The sequence below is a fragment of the Streptomyces sp. SGAir0957 genome, assembly GCF_043523415.1.
Map to the genome: position 1 here is coordinate 8,253,313 of NZ_CP027293.1, position 15,552 is coordinate 8,268,864.

A 15,552-nucleotide genomic window follows, 5' to 3' on the forward strand; every position below is an offset into this window, starting at 1 on the left:
ATATGCTGCAATCATCTGAGGGGCGGGGGTGGGAGCGGTCATGGCGAGCGAGTCGTTCTTGCTGGTCTGCGACGACCTGCCGTACACGGTAGTCCTGACTGACTCCGGTCCCCGAGTGATCGACGTCGTGAAATTGCTGCGCACGCAGACCGGCTTGAGCTTGTGGCGCTGCAAGTGCCTCCTCGACGATCTGCCGACACGCATCGTCGAGGACGTACCGGAAGAAGTCGCCACCGTCATGGCGGCCGAACTCCGCGCGACGGGTGCCGGCGCTCATGCAGAAGCGAGCCAGTAGGACCCGGGCGCCTCGATCATCACAGGGTTCCCGGCCAGCGCCGAAATACGCGAGCGCCACGCGCGGGGCGGCTTGTTGAATGGCCGGCATGAATGAGATGGCTGCTGTTCGTCTTCGTCAGGCCGTTGGGCACATTCAGGCCGCCACCCGTGAACGTGCGGTCACCGGGCGCGGTGTGGAGGAGGCCGACGACGTCGCGGGCACGTTCGCCACGGACGGCGCTCTCGGCTTCGACCCGTTCCCGCTTCTGCGGGCGCTGTACGAGGCCGGTTCGCGCGCGGTGGTCATCGGCCAGGTCGCCGGGATCCTGCACGGCTCGCGGGAGTCGACCGGCGATCTGGACCTGCTGTGGGACGGTACGCCCGTGCAGGCCCAGGCCCTGCGCGACGCCCTCACCGCCACCGGTTGCACCGACGTGCCCGACCTCGGCCAACCGCAAGCGGCCTACACGACAACTGGCGTGAGCGGTGACCTGTGTACGCCCGCTCTGCCCTGGGGCGGCATGGATGTCGCTGGTTGCCTGGCACGGGCGGTGAGCACCCGGGACCCGGCGGGTTTCATCGTCCGCTATGTCTGTCTGACCGACCTCATCGACATGCGGCGCGCTCTCGGCCGGCCCAAGGATCACCGCCGCGCCGACGAACTCGTCCGCCTGCTGCCCTGACCCGACATGGCTGCCAGGCACCCGGACTCTTGGTCGGTTACTCGGACATGTGCCGGGAGGGCAGGGCGAACTCGATCCGGAAGTCGGGGTGGTCCTTCCACAGGCGCGCCATGTGCCGCAGGGTCTCCCATGCGTCTGCCGGCCGGGAGCTGAACACGTCGGCCCGCAACAAGCTCGCGGCATCCGCGGCGCGGGCGATCTCGTAGTGCAGCGCGTCCAGGGCGAGGGCGGCATCACGGGCGTCGGCCGGCAGCTGCGCGCGGGCCTCGGCAAGACGCTGCTGCAGGAAGCCGCTGAGACGGTCGAAGTCGTCCGCTGTCACTGTCATGCCGCTCCCCGGATGTCGTCCCGATGTCGTCTCGATGTCGTCTCGATGGCGTCCCGCGATCTCCGCGTGGTGAACCGGATGTAGTTCTACCAGGGCCGGTCGGTCGCATCGCAGGACGAGTTCGTCGAGGGGTCCGCCCTCGGACAGGGCTCGGTTGTCAGTGGGGCCGCCTACTCTGCGTCAGGTGAGACGACACGAGGTGGAGGAGTGGGCCCTTGAGGCCGCGGTGCGTGACGCCCGGCAGGCGCTCGCTGTGCACGACGGAGCGTTGACGTGGATGCGCAGACCCGCCACGTCCCTGGAGGGGCCCCTCGCCGCTGAGGTGTGGGCCTTCGACCGTGCCCTGGCCAGTGTCCTGCTGGTGCGGCACCGATGGCGCGGATGGGTGGCCCCTGGTGGCAAGGTCGAACCGGGCGAGACGCCGCGCCAAGCGTCACGCCGGGAACTCTTTGAGGAGACCGGGGTGTCGGCCGGCCTGATGACGGCCCCGGCCGCCGCCACAGTGCGCTCGTATCACCCGGACTGGCCGGCCACGGGCGGCATCTCCTATCTGGCGGTCGTCGACGAGCGGACGCGGCTGAAGTCCGAGGACGGCCAGCCGGCTGCCTGGCATCCACTCGACGAGCCCTGGCAAGGGTGGTTCGCCGACGACCGTCTTCACATGCGGCGTTGCGCTCTCCGGCTCGGACGACAGCTACGCAGACGACCGCTTCACCCGAGCCGCGACAACACGTCGATCGCGCGGATACGGACTCTGCCCGACAATGTGGCATCCATGAGTGAGGCGCCCAGGGGCTCGCGCTGACGCAGGTCGGAGGCGAGGGGCCGGGGGCGGATACGGGAACGTGGCGGACGCGCGACACAAAGGAGTGGTGCACATGCGGCGCATCGACGTGGCGGAACGACGGGCGCGGCTCGGCGTACGGCACCGGCTGGCGGTCGCGGCCCGCGCGAAGAGCCCGGGCGAGGTGGCGGAGGACCTCGTCGCGCTGCACAGCACCGATCCGTCCTCCGTCTACCTCGCCATCTGGGCACGTATGAACGGTGGTTCGGTCCGGGACGTGGAACGCGCCTTGTACGAGGACCGCTCCCTCATCCGGCTGCTCGCCATGCGCCGCACCGTGTTCGTGACCACCCTTGACGTGGCCCCGGTGCTCCAGGCCGCCTGTTCGCGGGCGGTGGCGGCCCGGGAACGCCGCAAACTCCTCGGGTACCTGACCGCGTCCGAGGTCGCGGACGACGAGGCCGGGGTACGTGCTTGGCTGGCCGAGACGGAGGACATCGCCGTCCGCGCACTCGCCGCACGCGGGGAGGCGACCGCCGCCGAACTCGCCGGAGACGACCCGCGTCTCAGCACGACGGTCGTCCTCGCGGCCGGCAAGACCTATGAGGGCACGCAGAAGGTCGCGAGCAGACTGCTGCTTCTGCTCGCCGCCGAGGGCCGCGTGGTACGTGGCCGGCCGCGCGGCTCCTGGACCTCGCACCAGTACCGCTGGGCCCCGCTGACCGACTGGTCCCCGGGCGGCCTCGCCGAGTGGGACGTGCACCGGGCGGAGGAAGAACTGGCCCGGCGCTGGCTGCGCTCCTACGGCCCCGCCACGGCCGAAGACCTGCGCTGGTGGGCGGGCTGGACGAAGACACAGGTCAAGCGAGTGCTGACGGCACTGAAACCAGTAGAGGTCGATCTCTGCGACGGCACGACGGGCCTCCTCCTGCCCGACGACCTGGAGGACACCGAACCGCCGGAGCCGTGGGCCGCCCTGCTCCCCGCGCTCGACTCCACCCCGATGGGCTGGCACGCCCGCGACTGGTTCCTGGGCGACCACGGCCCGCGCCTCTTCGACCGGGCCGGGAACATCGGCCCCTCGCTGTGGTGGAACGGCCGCATCGTCGGCGGCTGGGCCCAGGACAGCGGCGGAGAGATCGTGTGTCGCTTCCTGGAGGACATCGGCGCGGACGCCGAGGCGGCGGTCCGCGCGGAGGCGAACCGTCTGGCCGCCCCTCTCGGCGACGTCCGCCTGACCGCCCGCACCCGTGGCCGCACGTGGCTGGAGGACGAACTGGCGGGTTGAGCGGTCCGGAGGGCGCGGATCAGGGACGGGACGATTTGTTCGGTGGGGCCGCCCGCATCCGGGCGTATGCGGCGCGGGGCAGTGGCTGGCGCCCGTCGCCCAGGGTGGTGAGGAGGACATGGCGGGCCAGCGGGCGGATGACGTTCCGCACCGGATCTGTGGCCAAGGCGTCGGCCCAGTGAAGACGCCGCGATCAACCGGTCCCTCGCAGCCGGAGTTGCACTTCAGACGGCGCGGCCCAGAGCTACGTCGTGGATTCCGGGTGTGAAGTCGTCGAAGGACTGGTGCCAGGATTCGCCCGGCCAGTGATATGTCACGCGGCCCTCGACAGGCCGGTAGAGGGCTGTGTAGAGCGTTCCTGGCCCCTGCTGCTCGTCGGCGGACCGGTACAGCGGCGGCTTCAGCATCGCCGCGACGTCCGTGCCTGCGGCACGCATGGCGCGTAACCGCTCCTGCGTCCGCGAGGCTCGTTCCTGCTCGTCGCTGACCGGGAGGTGCTGATGGTTCGCGGCGCAGGCATCGGGGGCCGTCGTCGGCGGCATGTCCGGCCCCACGAACACCGTCACCGCCTTCGCGGGATCGACGAGAGTGAGGTTCTGCGGTACGGCGATCGGCAGGGACCGCAACCTGTCGAGCGCCTCGTCGACGGTGTCGCAGGTCTCCAGCAGGTAGCGCACCACGACGAGAATGGCGAAGCCGCGTCCGTGGACGGAACGGCCGCCGAAGGTGAGCGAGATCGCGAGTCCGGCGTCGTTCATCCCGTCCAGCAAGCCCCACAGCACGTCCTGCATCCCGATCACGGGGCGGAGGAAGCACGACGAGACAATGGTGCCCTCGCACTGATCGGGCGGGAAGTCGTAGTTGCGCAGCAGCGTGCCGATGCCGCCGATCTGGGTGCAGGCCGGGGAGAACGGTCGCAGCGCCGCGTGGGTGAGGAGGACGTCCGCCTCGGGGCTGTCGAGTTGGCCCGCCAGGCGGTGCAGGACCGGGACCAGTTCCGGCATGTGCGTACGGAACAGCTTCCGCACACGGCGCGCGCCTTCCGGAGTCCTGCCCTCCGCGGTCAGCAGGTCCTCCATGTCCGGCCAGAGCCCGCGCGCGTGGGTGGCCCACCGCCCGTCGCGGCCGTCGCCGACCTCGATCGCCCGGAAGGTCTTGTGCTGGTGCCGCATGGCAGACATCGCATTGCCCCTTTGAGGAACCGACGAGGACGGAGTGAGGGCAAGTTATTGAAATCTGCTGCGGATTCACCAGATGGCGGCGATTGGCGCTGTGCGACGGACGGGCAGGAGCGCTGTCAGCGCAGCGCCTTCGAGTAGAGGGAGAAGCGCCTGTTGCCCGACGCCCCCTGGGTGAAGCCGTAATAGAGCCGTCCGTCGCTGCGCCGTACGGCGAGTCCCTCCGGCTCGCGCGGGCTGAGGTGCGGGGCCGTGCGCTCCGGGAAGGTGATGTGCGACGTGCCGGTGCGCCAGTTGATGCGGCTGAGGTAGGTGTTGCCCCCTGCCTCCGGTGGATTGAGGGCGTCGTAGCCGCTGCCCATGAGCTGATACAGCGTGTTGCCGTGGAGCGCCATGCCCTGGAACGGCAGCCCGAGATGGGCGTCGGGCTGGGCGAAGTCGGCGAGCGGACGGTAGTCCCGGGCGACGAAACGGGCGAGGTCGTACACCGCGAAACGCGGAAGGCCGTGAGCTTTGTAGCGCAGCAGGAGTCGGCGGCCGCGCTGGTCGAGGGTGACACTGTTGCTGGAGGAGCCGGGCTTGGGGTGGTAGGTGGTCAGGCGGGCGCTGGAACGGGAGAGGGTGCGTCCGCTGACGAACCGGAACCAGCAGACGCCGCGGCCGTAGCCCGACGCGGGGTGGGCGTCCCACTCCGTCCACAGCCTGCTGCCTCTGCCGTGCCGCTCGACGCCCATGGCTCCGCCGTGGCCGAAGCCCTTGAGGAACATGAAGCCCGTGAGGGCACCGTGCAGGTTGAGCCGGTTGAGGCAGAGGTCGCCGCGACGGGCCCGCTCGTCATGCGTGTACGCGCGCGATTCGCCGCGCAGCCGGATGCCGCCGCGCATCACCTGAAGCGCGTACAGGCAGTGGTGTGCCTCGTCGAAGGCGAAGGACTGGATCACGGTGCCGTGGCGCAGCCGGAGACCGGTGCGCCACGGGACTCCGGGGGCGGCGAGTCCGGAGGGGCCGGGCCGGGACCGCGCCGTGTCGGTCTGAGCCCGAGTCTCGGTCTCGGCCTCGGCATGAGCGGCGGCGGCGGTGTGGGGCAGCAGGCAGTTCAGGAACGTGAGAGCGGTGATTCCGAGCGCGTTCCTACGCGTGGGGGAGTGGGGGACGAGCCGGGCCATGGGCCACCTCTCGGCTTGTTCACGTATGTCGGTCCGACCGGCCCACAGGGTGGCGTGGACGGTCTTCTCGTTGGTCGGAACGAAGCCGAGGTGCGCAGGTTACGGATCTGGGTGACACATGTGGCATACGGCGCATGCAGCGTGTGGCCGCGCGCCGGCGTGTTTGGGTCACGCGACAGGGCCGGGCGCGCTGGGCCGTCTGCTGGTGTCCCGCCGGGAGACGGCCTCCGCCACTTCCTTGAGGGCGGTGCGCAGGAAGGCACCGTAGGCGTCCGGCGCGAGGTCGGGAACGTGTTTGCCGGCCTCGGTGAGGTGTTGCGCGGCCGGGTCGAAGGAGCCCAGGCGGCGGTAGTTGTCGGCCAGGTTGAGGTGGAGGGAGGGGTAGAACCCGCCGATGCGGAGGCCCGCGTGGTGCTCCTCGACGCGCTGTTGCGTCATGGCGTCGGCGGCGTCCAGGGCCCGGATGTCCCAGGCGAGGGCCCGGGCGGGGTCGTCGTAGAGGTCCGCCAGGTAGTGGGCGAGTGAACAGCGGTGCAGCGGATCGCCGGTGACGCCGATCGTCGACCAGAGGCGCAGGAGCTTGTCGCGGGCGGTATGGACGTCGCCCGTCCGGCCTTCGGCGACGGCTTGACCGATGGCTTCCATGGTCGGGTCGGGGGCGGCGGGAGCGGTGGTGGACATGAGGTTCCCAGTGGGTCGTGGCGGGGCCGTTCTCAGGCCGGGTGGTCGAGCTCGACGGGCATGGCCAGGGTGGTGAGGGTGCCGCGGTCGGCCGAGCGGATCGTGACGGGCTGGTCGTGTCCTCGCAGGTCGAGCATCACGTCGGGGCCGATCGCCGTGCTCACGGCTGGATAGAGCGTGGTCATCTCGAACCTGATGTGCAGGTCGTCCGCGCCCGTCCTGGTGGCGGCGAGCGGGGTTCTGGGGTGCTCGTGGCCCGAGGACTGGACGTGCACGTGGCGACCGGTGATGTGCAGCGTGACGTGTTCGCCGGGGTGTTCCTCGAGAGCGCGCAGCAGCAGGTCCTTCGGGACCGTGGCGCGGGTGGTGACCTCGGCCAGGGAAGCGAGCATCAACCGGTGGTCGGGGTATTGCTCGGGCAGCGTCCGGCAGTACTGGTCCTCCCGTTCGGGCGGCAGGCGGAGCCAGATCCCGTGCGGCACTGTTTCGATGCGGACCAGTGCGCTGCGCCGGACAGCGGTGAGTGCGGCCCGCAGGTCGTCACCGTCGACCGTGCCGGCCCAGGACTGGCCTGTCGGCCCTGTCTGCTGTGTCGGCCCTGTCGGCTGCGTCGGCCCTGTCTGCTGCGTGGGCTGTGTCGGCCGGGTCGGCGCCAGGGTCCGGGTGGAGAGCCGGTAGCGGTCGGTCGCCGTCAGGGCGATCGCCTCGTCACTCGCCTCGATGTGGACTCCGGCGAGCACCGCCATGCCCGGCTCGTGCGCGGTCGCGGCCAGAACCTGCTCCACCGCATCCGCCAGTACGGGGCCCTTCAGCGTGGCGATGAGTACGCCGGACACGTGGCTGCCGAGCGCGGACTTGATGCCCGCGGCCGTCTGCCGTGCCGCCGTCGCGTCCGCTTCGACCTTGGCGACATGCTCGTCGAGCAACCGTGTCGCCTCCTCGGCCCTGGCGCCGAGAACCGCCTCGACCGCGGCCAGCGGCATGGCGATCTCGCGGAGCCGACGCAGTGTGGTCGCCCGTGTCAGCTGGTCGGCGTCGTAATAGCGGTAACCCGTGACCGGGTCCACTTCGGCGGGTGGCAGGAGCCCGGAGTCGGCGTAGAAGCGCAGGGCGCTGGAGGTCAGGCCACTGCGCTGGGCGAAGACCCCGATCGGCATCAGCTCGGAATTCGGCACGCCGCCATCATCGAGGTTCAACCAACTCGAAGGTCAACACAGCCGCGTCAGCACAGAAAGGTCAACACAGGCGTGCCGGATCGGGCGTGCGGTCGCCGGCGGGGTTGGGCGTAAAACAATGTCGGGTCCGGTTCGCGGCGAAGCTAAGCTCGAACGCCGCAAGGCTGAGCGGGGGCGGTGAGTGAGCTGTATGCACGTGACCTGACGTGGGCGGATGTGGATCCGGCGCGGCATCCGTTCAAGATGGACGACGATGCGGCGCAGGAATTGGCGAGCGCTGTTGTGCCGTGGCTCCCCGGCGCTGATGTCGCTCGCCAGGACCGCTGGCTATCGCTGGATCGGGTCACCGGTCTCCTCGTGGCGCGGTACGGCCAGTGGGCCTGCGGATGGAACTGGTCGGTCGGCGAGGGGGACGTCGACGGGGGCGTCGTCGAAGTGTGGTGCTGTGCGTCCCATTCCATGAAGGCCCCGAACGCGACCGCCCCACTGGTCGCCGAGGCCCTTCGAGAATGGCGTGGATGGCTGGAGGACCTGGCGGAACGGTTCGCGGCTCTGACCCCGCCGGGGAACACCCCGGTGGCTGCGACGGACCCCTGGTACTGGGAGCGAGCATGCACCCGCCTGGTCACCGTGGTCGCCGACCGCACGCAGGCCGAGAGCGGCTGGTACGGGCATTGCCTACAGGTCCTCCGATGGTTCCTCGGGTACAGCGGCATCGACGAGGCCGAGGCCGAGAAGGTCGTCACGAACGTGGTCGGCGGCCGGTTCGAGAGCTGGACCGCCCCTGACGTCGTGGTGGTCGACGCGGTCAGCTCACGGTTCGCCGGTGGCGTGGACGGAATGGGATGACCCCCGGGCCCGGCCGCCGATCGAAGGACAGCCTCGACGACTGGTTGCTCATCCGCCCGAAGATCTCCTGGCCGACCTTGCCGACCTTGCCGACCTTGCCGACCTTGCCGACCTGGCCGACCTGGCCGACCTGGCCGACCTGGACATTCAAGCCGTCCTGGCGCGCCGGGCCCTCCGCGTCCGTCTCCGGGGTGCTGACGCGCGACGCCTTCCGGAGCTACTTCACCTCCACACGAGGCGCACGTGACAGAGAAGGAACCGCGCGGCTCCTGACCGCCCTCGACCTGGTCTTCGCCGACGCGGAGCAAGGCGGGCCGCTGACCTTCGACCGCATGGCGCAGTGGCAGCCAGTTGTACTGGGTCGCGACCTGGTTGGATTCCGCACGATGCCGGCCTTCGCGAAGGGCGGACGGGAGCGCTACGGTCTCGCCCCCAATACGCAGGCATTGTTCGAGCACTGCCTGTCCGAGAGCCTGCAACCGGCTCTGCCGCTCCCGTCACGCGCTGCCCGAACCTACCTCGACGTCCTCTTCTTCCACCCGTTCGAGGACGGCAACGCCCGGGCTGCCATGCTGGCGTTGGCCTTCGTCCTGGCACGCGAACGCGTCCTCCTCGATCAGGTGCACCCCCTTCAGACCACCCGCTGGGCCGACGACCCGGAGGGCGCGGCCGATCTGGCGAGGCTGCTCGGACTCTTGATCAGCGCCGCGGAGCGACGTCGAGCGCAGGGGAGGCTGTCATGAAGGCGCGCGACGCCGTCTCCGACGTGCTCAGTCCCACCAGAAGTGCCAGCGATGCGCGCCAGTGATCCGCGAGGCGTATGCGGCCAGCGTGAATGGACTGTCGCCCTGCCAGACGTTGTCGGGGCAGAAGGCGAAGTGCTCGGCCGCGACCCGGAGCGCGTCGTCCTCGTCGACAGGGGGTGAGGCGACGCTGAGATGCAGCGTGGAGAAGCCGACCGCGACGACCCGGGCGCCGAACCGGTCCTCCCAGTCGCGTACGACCGCGGAGAACTTCGCGGTGTCGTTGTCGTGGTTGCAGGGTCCGGACCAGCCCGCGGCCGTCAGCGCCTCGGCGCCTGTCGCCGCGGCGATCAGCCCCAGACGAGTGTGGGGGCGGGCGGTGAGAAATCCTTGCGCGGACTCGGTGGCCAGTTGATCGGGGTTCGTTGTCGTCCGCCGACTCGGGGCCGGACCGGGCCAGGTCTGTCCGAAGGGGGCAGTGACGGCGAGGCGCGTGTCGGTGTCGAGCATGTCGTCGTCCTCGCCGGTCGTCGTGCAGGCGTGCCACCACCGGGCGAGAAGAACGGCTGGGTCGTGATCCGCCGGAGAGGACATCATCTCGGGAAAGACCTCCCCGGATCCCCACGGGCGGAATGCGCTGTCGTGCGGGTCCAGCTAATCGAGCAACAGCGGCCACAGGCCGGAACGCGGATGCTCGGCACGCAGCCGCTCCCACAGCCCGACCGTCACCGGCCCGTCGCTGAGCCACAGGGGCTGTATGCCGCCGCCGCCTTCATCGGCCGTGACGATTCGGCCGGGTGGAAGACGGAGTTCAGATAGGTCGGCGAGCGCACCGGGTAGGTGTCCAAGGTTCATGCGGCACAACCTAGTTGGGAGCACTGACAACGGGGCGTCTGCTCAGCGGGGGCGGGTGTCTCGTGCTTCGTCGTTGTTTCGCGGGACCGGTAATGGCGCCGACGGGCTCGAACCGGATCCGTAGGTCGTTGCTCTTGCCGAGACAGATCGGACGACGGCGCTGGGCGGCCGCGGGAAGGCGGACCGCTCAGCTCCTCACGTCGTGCGCCGGCAATAGTTCCACCAGGGCGGCCACGGCCACAGCGGCGTGGGGAGTGGTGAGTACGAGTACGGGGTCGGGCTTCCGGAGAAGCAAGCCGCCCCAGACGCGAAAGGTGGGGCAGCGCTGCGGGCTCCGGGTGTCGAAGGAGATGGACCCGGCCAGCTCCGTCACGCCGTCGTGCGCGCCGGGTAGCCAGGACACGGGGCCGTTCTGGAACCGGAGGTAGTTGTGGCTGGTGAACGGATACCACTGCCCCAACGCGCTCGCCCTGGCCGTCAGCACCAACTCCTCCGCGACAGGAGGAACCCAGGAATCGGCTCCTCGCACCGCGGCGTCGGCGGACCGGGCGCATTCCACCATCCAGTCCCAGGCCGCTGGCAGGGACCCCTGGGCGCCGGAGGTCCAGCGCGGTGACCGTGTGAGCGGCCTGCCGAACGCGGGCCGTACCGTCAGCTGCGCGGAGCCGTGGGGGCATCACTGAGATTCTTCGCGTGATGTCGCTGGTCTCAGCTGCCGGAACAGCAACAATGCTCGATCCACGAACCACTCCGCCCAAGGATCATCGGTAGGAGCGGGAGGGGAAGGGCAGTCCTTCGAGCCGCGTTCCCGCGCGTTGTCGGCAGCTGCCCGTACGCTCCCGCCATGGGTTTCGTGACGTCACCGTGGGAGTCAGCTGCGCGAGTTGACCACATACGGGAGCTGGCAAGCAAGGGCGAACTCGCCGAGCTGTCGCGTGCCCTGCTCCTTGCGACGGACCCATGGCACGAGGGCTTCGGAGTGACGACGGTGCTGCGCGGTCTGCCAGAGGCAGACCGAATCGCACTGGCCCGGTCGTTCGCCGAGCACGCAGTAACGACACCGGCAGACAGCGGGGTCGGTTGTCGCGGGCTGGTGCTACTCGCCGCAGTCTCGCGTGACATCGTCGACGCCGACTGGTGCGAGGCGTGGGAGGCCCTGTTGTCGGATATGGCAGATCGGCTCTGGTCCTGTGGAATCAGCGACGAGCTGTGGACGTGCAGCCAGGCTCTGCTGGACGCCGGCAGGCACGTACCCGAAGCGGTTGTCGCCCTGCTTCGCCGCTCCGCGCTGGAGCACGCCTGGCCCACGGAATGCGTGACACCGGTGCTCGACCGCCTTCGCGGCCCCGTACTCAACCCCGGCGAGCCGTGGGCCGATGTGTTGCTTACCGACTTGCCCTCGCTCGGCGAGCCCTGGCCCGGCATCATCGGCCACGCTCTGCTCGCGCCGGTGGCGCGTCCCACGCGCGCCTGGGACCGCAGGGCGCTGGCCCTCATCGCCCCGATCGGCACCGAGGAGATCCGTCGGACGGTGACGCCCTGGCTGGACCTCGCCGCCGACGGCGGGGGCCGCTGGGACGGCGCCTACGACCCGTACAACCTGCCTGCACTCGCCGGATTCACCTGGCTGCTCTCCTTGCTGCCGCCGCGCCCCGCATCCATCCGCACCCTAGGAGATCTGGTCGAACGTGCACCCTTGCGAACTCCGCTGACCGGCACTGCCGTACGCGCCCTGGCCCGCGTCCCCCAACAAGCGGGTCGGTCCGAACTGGAGCGGCTTTCTGGCTGCGTCCGGCACAAAGTGACGCAACGACAGATCCGTAAGGCGTTGGATGCTTGAGCCGAGAATGCCTACTGGTGATCTTTGGACGTAGCCGTTCATGGATCGAGCATTGTTGCTCGTCGGCAGTGCTGGTCCACCGGGTGGGTCGGTCGGGCTGCCGGGTTCTGTCAGCTGTGTCCGGTGCCGTAGAAGCGTACGTAGTCGATGGTCATGCGTGCGGGGAAGCGGGTGGTGTCGTCGGGGGAGCCGGGCCAGTCGCCGCCGACCGCGACGTTCAGCAGGAGGTGCATGTCCTGTTCGAAGACCCAGTCGCGCGGGGCGGGCAACGTGTCCGGGGTCAGGGTGAAGTACCGCTCTCCGTCGACGGACCAGGTGATGCGGTGCGGCTTCTTCTCGACGGCGTAGGTGTGGAAGGTTCGGGAGGCGTCGCCGGGGAGGGTGGTGGAGTCGCCGATGCCGTTCTCGTTGTAGTACGTGGGGCCGTGTGCGGTGCCGTACACCGTGCGGGGTTCACCGCCGACGACCTCGCTGATGTCGATCTCGCCTTGGCGGGGCCACTGCTCCCCGTTGACACCGAGCATCCAGATGGCCGGGAGCAGACCCTTCCCGGTGGGGAGCTTCGCCCGGACCTCCACGCGCCCGTTGCGGAGCGAGACCTTCTGGGCGGTCGTCAGGCGCGCCGAGGTGAACGGACAGAAGTCCTGTGTGTAGCAGGGGAGTTCGGCGTCTTCGGGAGCGCGCCGCGCCGTGATGACGAGGCGGCCGGAGCCGTCGAGCGCCGCGTTGGCCGCGTCGTCGGTGTAGTACTGCAGCTCGTTGTTGCCCCATCCTTCCTCGTCCCGGTTGCCGGTCTCGGTGTTCCAGTACGCGGCCGACGGGCGGGTTCCCGCCGTGCCGTCGAACTCGGCCTGCCAGAAAGGCCTGTCGCTGTCGGGAGCGGGCCGTCGCGTGTCGGCCGGTGTCGACACGCAACCGGTCAGCAGGGCGCCGACGACGAGCATGAGGGCGGCCGGGCGGACACGATGCTTCACTACGGGGCTCCGTAAGCTGAGAAGGAACGCGCAGGTGGCGGGTGTGCCCCGGCCCGCGTCAGGGACCTCCGGGAGCCTAGCCGCTGATTCGGCGACTACTGCCGACGGGCGGCCGACTGAGAGACGAGCAGTCCGTGAGCCGCGCCCCCTCGCTGACAGTCGCGTTCCGTACCGCTCCGCTAGGCTCCGTTCCGCTCCGCTAGGCTCCGTTCCGCTCCAGGGTGACCCGGATCGGTCGGACCGCTCCGCTATCTTTTCTCGGATGCAGCCACAACAACCCCACACCGTTCCTGTTCCCGGTCAAGCGGTCTCGCCGGCGGCTCCGCCCCCGCGCGGCAGCCGTACGACCGCTATGGTCGTCTCTCTCGTCGTCGGACTCGTCATCGGTGCCGGGGGAGTGGGCGCTGCCTGGCTGTTGCGCGGCGACGACAGCGCACCCGCCGAGGGCGGAGCCGCCGGTGACGCGCGCGCCGCCTGCCAGGCGCTCGACGGGTTCGACGAGTCCAAGTACACGCAGAAAGGCGCGGCCGGCGAGATAGCGCTCAACCGCTACGCCGCAGCCGGCGCCCTCTCGGCTTCCGCGGCCGCCGCCGACGCGACCTACAAGCCGCTCGCCGAGGCCATTCGCCGCTCCCAGCTTCGTCACGCCCGGGTATTCGAGTTCGACGCGACGGCAAAGGGGGACCTGGACAAGGCACGCAAGCTCTGCGGCGACCTTTGACCCGGTGATGACATGGCCACCCGGATGAATAGTGCGTGGTCGAACTGCCCTGGGACGACAAGTCCTGGGCCGACGTGTTCGGCTCGCCCGCGCCTCCATTCGAGCGACTGCATCGGCTCGTGCACCTGGTCCATGCCCACATCGAGGAGTGGGTGGGACACGAAGGCGTACAACCGGAAGTCGGCGAAGAGGGGACGCCGAGTCACCTGACCCGGGAGGGCCAGGGGCCCGGGGGACAGGGCGAACAGGGGGAACAGGGGGACAGGGGGACAGGGGGACAGGGGGACGGTGACCGTCCGGCGCCGTTCGCGGGCACGGGCACCCACCTGTGCGTCTAGGCTCTTGCGATGCGCCTCATACCTGACGACCCGTTCCCCGAGGTCGGCCACCCGTTCACCACCGACGTGAGTGCGGACGGCCGCTGGATCGCGGTCAGTTGCCCTGGGCGAGGACGCGGCGAACGAGGCCGGATCGCCGTCTACCGGTCGAGTGATCTCGCCCTGTGGGACCAGCTCGTGCTGGAGTGCGGCGTCGAGGCGCTCACCTTCCATCCGCTCCTGCCCTTGCTCGCCGTGGGCACGGAGGACGGTGACGGTCTCTTCGACCGCCGGGGCGGGCTCCACCTGTACGAGCCGGAGACCCGGCGCCGCACCGACGTGGTCGTCGCCGGAAGCAGCGTCAGTGCTCTGCGCTGGTGGGACGAGCGCCGACTGGAGGTGACGTTCGCCCGGCCCGTCATCGACTACGAGGACGAGGGGCGGGAGACGTACACGCGGGCCGTCGCCGAGTACGGAGACTGGGGAGCTGTCACGGCCGGCCGGCTGGCGGCGCTCGTCTCCTGGCCGCAGGTGCCCGTGGAGATCGACTGGCACACCGCCGAGGGACCGCGGATCCCCCGGCCGCAGGAGTTCCTCGCGGCCACGGCGGCCGAGCGGGACCTGACCTGGACCCGCAGGGCCGGTGTCGCCCTGGTGAAAGTCCTGCGGGACGGCCGCGTACTTGCCGCGGCACAAGTCGGCGGCCCCCTGCTGGAGTGCTGGTCCCCCGACGGCATCCTGTTATGGTCCGTGCCGGAGCCGGAGGACACCTTCGAGCGCAGCGGCTGCCGCTGGTACGTGACCCCCGACGAGGAGAGCGTCTGGATCACCGTCCTCGTCGGAACCAGCGACCACCGGCGCACCCGGCTGTGCCGGTTCGCCCTCGCCGACGGGGCCCAACTGGCGGAACTGCGGCTCGACTTCCCGGTGGCCGTCACCGCACGCACGGACGGCGCCTGGGTGGCCCGGGACTCCAGGGAGCTGTTCCCCTACGCGCGCTGGCCCCCGGACGAAAGCGTCGTCCTCACACCGTCCGGGCGGCAGCTGGCCACCCTCGCACTGGGGGAGAGCGGCAGCGGCTACGACTTCCCGGTGGGACGCTCGCCCCATCTGCTCTTCCTCTACGGTGTCGGCGACGCCGACGCGCGCCCGGAGACGCTCGAGAAGTGGGTCGTACGGGCGAGCCCCGACGGCATCGAGCGGCTCTTCCGGTTCGCCTGGGACGACTCCGCGGGCCGTCGCCCGGACGGCGGTCCGGCGGTGTACGTCGACGACGCCGCCGGGCCGGGACTGGTGCACACGTGTGCGTCGAGCGTCGACACCTATCTCGTACGGCGCTCCTACCCGGACGGTGCTGTCGTCTGGGCGCACCGCGTCGACGCTCGGATCACCGGGCTCGATACGCACGGTGGTCTCGTCCACGCCGTGACCGGGGCCCGCGAACTGCTCACACTCCGGGCCGTAGCGGGCACGGTGGCGGAACGCAGGCCGCTGGCCCTGGGTGGGCACGTCTACACACCCACCTGCCTGAGCGCGGGCCCGGACGGTGACCTGGTCATCGGCACGGCCGAGGGGCGGCTGATCAGGACACACCCAGAGTCCGCGGCATCAACATCAACATCAGCATCAGAAGAGGGAGGAGTGGAAGCGGCAGCGTCAGCGTGAACTCCCGGCGTGCCGCCTGGTGTCGTGCC

The 15,552-nt window shown here is 70.1% G+C and carries 18 protein-coding genes; 9 read left to right on the forward strand and 9 right to left on the reverse strand.

The features are described 5' to 3' along the window. The first annotated feature begins 40 nt into the window (after positions 1-40). Both C1N81_RS42820 and C1N81_RS42825 read left to right on the forward strand, forming a co-directional pair. The gene (locus C1N81_RS42820; RefSeq protein ID WP_394437104.1) at positions 41-295 is read left to right on the forward strand and encodes a ribosomal protein L7/L12; all 255 of its coding nucleotides are present in this window, start codon (positions 41-43) and stop codon (positions 293-295) included. Positions 296-470: 175 nt separating this feature from the next. After that, positions 471-959 carry a hypothetical protein gene (locus C1N81_RS42825; protein WP_394437106.1) on the forward strand — a complete coding sequence of 163 codons (489 nt, stop codon included), beginning with the start codon at positions 471-473 and terminating at the stop codon, positions 957-959. 37 nt (positions 960-996) lie between these two features. Here the strand turns inward: C1N81_RS42825 and C1N81_RS42830 are convergent, their stop codons facing one another. Beyond that, on the reverse strand, positions 997-1,287 hold the full coding sequence (locus tag C1N81_RS42830; protein ID WP_394437108.1) for a hypothetical protein: 291 nt from the start codon (positions 1,285-1,287) through the stop codon (positions 997-999). A 184-nt stretch (positions 1,288-1,471) separates the two neighbouring features. On the opposite strand from C1N81_RS42830, the gene C1N81_RS42835 reads away from it, so the two are divergent. Then, on the forward strand, positions 1,472-2,092 hold the full coding sequence (locus tag C1N81_RS42835) for an NUDIX domain-containing protein (RefSeq protein ID WP_394437109.1): 621 nt from the start codon (positions 1,472-1,474) through the stop codon (positions 2,090-2,092). A 73-nt stretch (positions 2,093-2,165) separates the two neighbouring features. Beyond that, a complete protein-coding gene (locus tag C1N81_RS42840; protein WP_394437111.1) occupies positions 2,166-3,359 on the forward strand; it encodes a winged helix DNA-binding domain-containing protein in 1,194 nt (397 codons plus the stop codon). A 224-nt stretch (positions 3,360-3,583) separates the two neighbouring features. Here the strand turns inward: C1N81_RS42840 and C1N81_RS42845 are convergent, their stop codons facing one another. The 4 genes from C1N81_RS42845 to C1N81_RS42860 form a co-directional block, all read right to left on the reverse strand. After that, entirely contained in the window at positions 3,584-4,540 is a 957-nt protein-coding gene (locus C1N81_RS42845; RefSeq protein WP_394437113.1) for a C45 family autoproteolytic acyltransferase/hydolase, read from the reverse strand. Between the two features lie 116 nt (positions 4,541-4,656). After that, positions 4,657-5,703, reverse strand: a complete 1,047-nt coding sequence (locus C1N81_RS42850; protein WP_394437115.1) for a phage baseplate protein — start codon at positions 5,701-5,703, stop codon at positions 4,657-4,659. A 168-nt stretch (positions 5,704-5,871) separates the two neighbouring features. Next, complete coding sequence (locus C1N81_RS42855; protein WP_394437117.1) at positions 5,872-6,384, reverse strand: hypothetical protein; 513 nt, start codon at positions 6,382-6,384, stop codon at positions 5,872-5,874. 32 nt (positions 6,385-6,416) lie between these two features. Beyond that, positions 6,417-7,559, reverse strand: a complete 1,143-nt coding sequence (locus C1N81_RS42860; RefSeq protein ID WP_394437119.1) for a DNA polymerase III subunit beta family protein — start codon at positions 7,557-7,559, stop codon at positions 6,417-6,419. A 216-nt stretch (positions 7,560-7,775) separates the two neighbouring features. Between C1N81_RS42860 and C1N81_RS42865 the strand changes: the two genes are divergently transcribed. Further along, entirely contained in the window at positions 7,776-8,408 is a 633-nt protein-coding gene (locus tag C1N81_RS42865; protein WP_394437121.1) for a hypothetical protein, read from the forward strand. Beyond that, the gene (locus C1N81_RS42870) at positions 8,405-9,151 is read left to right on the forward strand and encodes a Fic family protein (protein WP_394437123.1); all 747 of its coding nucleotides are present in this window, start codon (positions 8,405-8,407) and stop codon (positions 9,149-9,151) included. The genes C1N81_RS42865 and C1N81_RS42870 overlap by 4 nt, the downstream gene beginning before the upstream one ends. Positions 9,152-9,178: 27 nt before the next feature. On the opposite strand, the gene C1N81_RS42875 is transcribed toward C1N81_RS42870, so the two are convergent. The 3 genes from C1N81_RS42875 to C1N81_RS42885 all read right to left on the reverse strand — a co-directional run bounded on the left by C1N81_RS42875 (position 9,179) and on the right by C1N81_RS42885 (position 10,490). After that, the gene (locus C1N81_RS42875; protein WP_394437125.1) at positions 9,179-9,748 is read right to left on the reverse strand and encodes a DUF4253 domain-containing protein; all 570 of its coding nucleotides are present in this window, start codon (positions 9,746-9,748) and stop codon (positions 9,179-9,181) included. A gap of 57 nt (positions 9,749-9,805) precedes the next feature. Next, positions 9,806-10,006 (reverse strand): hypothetical protein, encoded by a 201-nt coding sequence (locus tag C1N81_RS42880; protein ID WP_394437127.1) that lies wholly within the window; start codon positions 10,004-10,006, stop codon positions 9,806-9,808. A 187-nt stretch (positions 10,007-10,193) separates the two neighbouring features. Continuing rightward, a complete protein-coding gene (locus C1N81_RS42885) occupies positions 10,194-10,490 on the reverse strand; it encodes a hypothetical protein (RefSeq protein ID WP_394437129.1) in 297 nt (98 codons plus the stop codon). Between the two features lie 360 nt (positions 10,491-10,850). Between C1N81_RS42885 and C1N81_RS42890 the strand changes: the two genes are divergently transcribed. After that, positions 10,851-11,846 (forward strand): hypothetical protein, encoded by a 996-nt coding sequence (locus C1N81_RS42890; protein WP_394437131.1) that lies wholly within the window; start codon positions 10,851-10,853, stop codon positions 11,844-11,846. 110 nt (positions 11,847-11,956) lie between these two features. Here the strand turns inward: C1N81_RS42890 and C1N81_RS42895 are convergent, their stop codons facing one another. After that, entirely contained in the window at positions 11,957-12,820 is an 864-nt protein-coding gene (locus C1N81_RS42895; RefSeq protein WP_394437133.1) for a glycoside hydrolase family 16 protein, read from the reverse strand. A 352-nt stretch (positions 12,821-13,172) separates the two neighbouring features. Here C1N81_RS42895 and C1N81_RS42900 point away from each other — a divergent pair, with 352 nt between their 5' ends. Continuing rightward, positions 13,173-13,541: a hypothetical protein gene (locus tag C1N81_RS42900; protein WP_394437135.1), complete on the forward strand. Its 369-nt coding sequence runs from the start codon at positions 13,173-13,175 to the stop codon at positions 13,539-13,541. Between the two features lie 347 nt (positions 13,542-13,888). Next, a complete protein-coding gene (locus tag C1N81_RS42905; RefSeq protein ID WP_394437136.1) occupies positions 13,889-15,523 on the forward strand; it encodes a hypothetical protein in 1,635 nt (544 codons plus the stop codon). The last annotated feature ends 29 nt before the right edge of the window (positions 15,524-15,552 follow it).

Excerpts from the sequence above, each read along its gene's own strand:
- C1N81_RS42840 (WP_394437111.1), top strand. The coding sequence starts at position 2,166 with ATGCGGCGCATCGACGTGGCGGAACGACGGGCGCGGCTCGGCGTACGG.
- C1N81_RS42905 (WP_394437136.1), top strand. The coding sequence starts at position 13,889 with ATGCGCCTCATACCTGACGACCCGTTCCCCGAGGTCGGCCACCCGTTC.
- C1N81_RS42880 (WP_394437127.1), bottom strand. The coding sequence starts at position 10,006 with ATGAACCTTGGACACCTACCCGGTGCGCTCGCCGACCTATCTGAACTC.
- C1N81_RS42830 (WP_394437108.1), bottom strand. The coding sequence starts at position 1,287 with ATGACAGTGACAGCGGACGACTTCGACCGTCTCAGCGGCTTCCTGCAG.
- C1N81_RS42855 (WP_394437117.1), bottom strand. The coding sequence starts at position 6,384 with ATGTCCACCACCGCTCCCGCCGCCCCCGACCCGACCATGGAAGCCATC.
- C1N81_RS42850 (WP_394437115.1), bottom strand. The coding sequence starts at position 5,703 with ATGGCCCGGCTCGTCCCCCACTCCCCCACGCGTAGGAACGCGCTCGGA.
- C1N81_RS42870 (WP_394437123.1), top strand. The coding sequence starts at position 8,405 with ATGACCCCCGGGCCCGGCCGCCGATCGAAGGACAGCCTCGACGACTGG.
- C1N81_RS42900 (WP_394437135.1), top strand. The coding sequence starts at position 13,173 with ATGGTCGTCTCTCTCGTCGTCGGACTCGTCATCGGTGCCGGGGGAGTG.
- C1N81_RS42845 (WP_394437113.1), bottom strand. The coding sequence starts at position 4,540 with ATGTCTGCCATGCGGCACCAGCACAAGACCTTCCGGGCGATCGAGGTC.
- C1N81_RS42875 (WP_394437125.1), bottom strand. The coding sequence starts at position 9,748 with ATGATGTCCTCTCCGGCGGATCACGACCCAGCCGTTCTTCTCGCCCGG.
- C1N81_RS42820 (WP_394437104.1), top strand. The coding sequence starts at position 41 with ATGGCGAGCGAGTCGTTCTTGCTGGTCTGCGACGACCTGCCGTACACG.
- C1N81_RS42890 (WP_394437131.1), top strand. The coding sequence starts at position 10,851 with ATGGGTTTCGTGACGTCACCGTGGGAGTCAGCTGCGCGAGTTGACCAC.